This window comes from Paenibacillus sp. E194 (assembly GCF_000935845.1).
GTDB classification, from domain to species: Bacteria; Bacillota; Bacilli; order Paenibacillales; family Paenibacillaceae; genus Paenibacillus_B; species Paenibacillus_B alvei_B.
The window spans coordinates 1-1,813 of sequence record NZ_JMDX01000463.1 but is presented as its reverse complement, the minus strand read 5'-3'; the positions used below and the strand labels follow the sequence as shown (position 1 = coordinate 1,813).

The 1,813-nt window shown below is 49.1% G+C and carries 3 protein-coding genes; all 3 read right to left on the bottom strand.

Going from position 1 to position 1,813, the window contains the following annotated elements; all coding sequences use genetic code 11:
* A partial coding sequence (locus tag AZ66_RS28915; protein WP_044358082.1) for a TetR/AcrR family transcriptional regulator occupies window positions 1-172 on the bottom strand: 172 nt, incomplete at its 3' end.
* Window positions 173-331: 159 nt separating this feature from the next.
* Complete coding sequence (locus AZ66_RS28910) at window positions 332-1,132, bottom strand: ABC transporter ATP-binding protein (RefSeq protein WP_044358081.1); 801 nt, start codon at window positions 1,130-1,132, stop codon at window positions 332-334.
* A gap of 32 nt (window positions 1,133-1,164) precedes the next feature.
* A complete protein-coding gene (locus tag AZ66_RS28905; RefSeq protein ID WP_052648922.1) occupies window positions 1,165-1,812 on the bottom strand; it encodes a FadR/GntR family transcriptional regulator in 648 nt (215 codons plus the stop codon).
* Between the last annotated feature and the right edge of the window lies 1 nt (window position 1,813).

Below are 1,813 nucleotides of genomic sequence, written 5' to 3'. Positions count from 1 at the left end.
GAAGCATGAGCTGTTCCCGGTTCTCAATATAACGATGCAGGGTAGCAATGCCAATGCCTGCATAATCGGCAATGTCATTCAGGGAAGCTGTTGGCTTCTCAACTAATATTTTTGTTGCCGCATCCAAAATTGTGTTGAGCTTTGCTTCTTTTGATGACCTAGTTTTGTTCATTGCATCTCCCCCTTTTGCCATTTTTGATATCAATAATGATAGTATTATCTATCATTTGATATTATTTTAGATCATTCATTGGAACATTTCAACACCTATCCCCTGTATTTCCAAGCAATTTTCAAAGTAAAAAGCGGGCACTCTCGCCCGCTTGCGTTATTATTTATTATAATGTGGTTCATTTAACAGCAATTGAAGGGAATAACGTTGTACCAGCTCTTGCCGCACCTCGATAGTCGAATCGAAAAATTTGCTCAGATGGGCAGAGGTCAGCTGATCGGCCGTATTGCCTGATGAAAATACAGATCCCTGTTTAATAAGTAGCGTTTTATTGAAGCAGGGCATGATCTCTTCAACATGATGTGTGACATAGATGAGTGTTGGCGCATCAGGCTCGCGTGCAATCGCTTGAATCATGTGGAGCAGTTGATCACGCGCGAAGATATCGAGTCCCGTGCACGGTTCATCGAGGATCAGAAGCTTCGGGGAAGCCATTAACGCACGCCCGATGAGCACACGCTGCCGCTCGCCCTGGGATAATGTATCATAAGTGCGGCCTAGAAGTCGCTCGCAGCCGAGCAGCTTAATTAAGGATAATGCCTTGTCCTCGTCAGACTGTTCGATGTTATCATATAGTCCGATCGAGGCGAACTTTCCGCTAAGAACGATCTTCTGAACTGTCTCGTGTCCATGGAGTCTTTGCTGCAGTGAGGTGCTTACCCAACCGATCTGCTTTCGCAACTCGCGGAGATCGAATGTGCCGAATTTCTTCCCGAGGACGGATACGCTGCCTGAGGTCGGCCAGATATAGCCATTGATCATATTCAGCAAGGTAGTTTTTCCAGAGCCGTTAAGCCCCAACAAGCACCAATGCTCCCCCTGCTTCACCTCCCAAGAGACCTGTTCCAGAATCATCTTGTTATCCCTATTCCAAGTTACATCGCGAACATCAATAACCATAACATCTCTCCTCTCCCATATGTGTTCGGCAGTTATTTGCTGCTTCTGCGGCCGCCTTGCGGTTCCAGATTGGCAAGCGACAAGCGAATGGCGGTATCGGCGTCTCTATTCGCAATCGCCTGCAGCAGTTGCTCATGCAGCTCCGATCGGTCTTCATAGTGCTGCGTGTCGACGATGAGGTGGCTTAGTTCACCGCGAAGCGTGCTGCAGAAGGCACGGTACAGATCAATCAGCACAGGATTGTGGCTCGCCTCTGCAATCGAACAGTGGAATTCCACATCATAATCTACATAGGCAGCGTAATTGCCAACCTCCAGTGCCTTTTTTCGTTCTTCAAGAAGCTGCTTCATTCGCTCAAGCTCCGTATCCGTGCGGCGCTCTGATGCCAAGCGTGCTGCCTGAGCATCCATCATGCTTCTCACTTCGGTAATGTGCACGGTCTCCGCTCTAAGCAGCCGCTGTTCCAACGAGTCTGAATCAGAGGGGCGTGAACGAACATACGTCCCATCCCCTTGTCGCACTTCCAGCACTCCAGCATGAACCAGAATCTTGACGGCTTCACGGATCGTTGAACGTCCTACGCCGAACATCTCCATCAGCTCCGGCTCGGTCGGCATGCGATCTCCAGGACGATAGTGGTGGTCTAGCGCATCGTGCAGCTGTTCAAGCACTTGATCCACC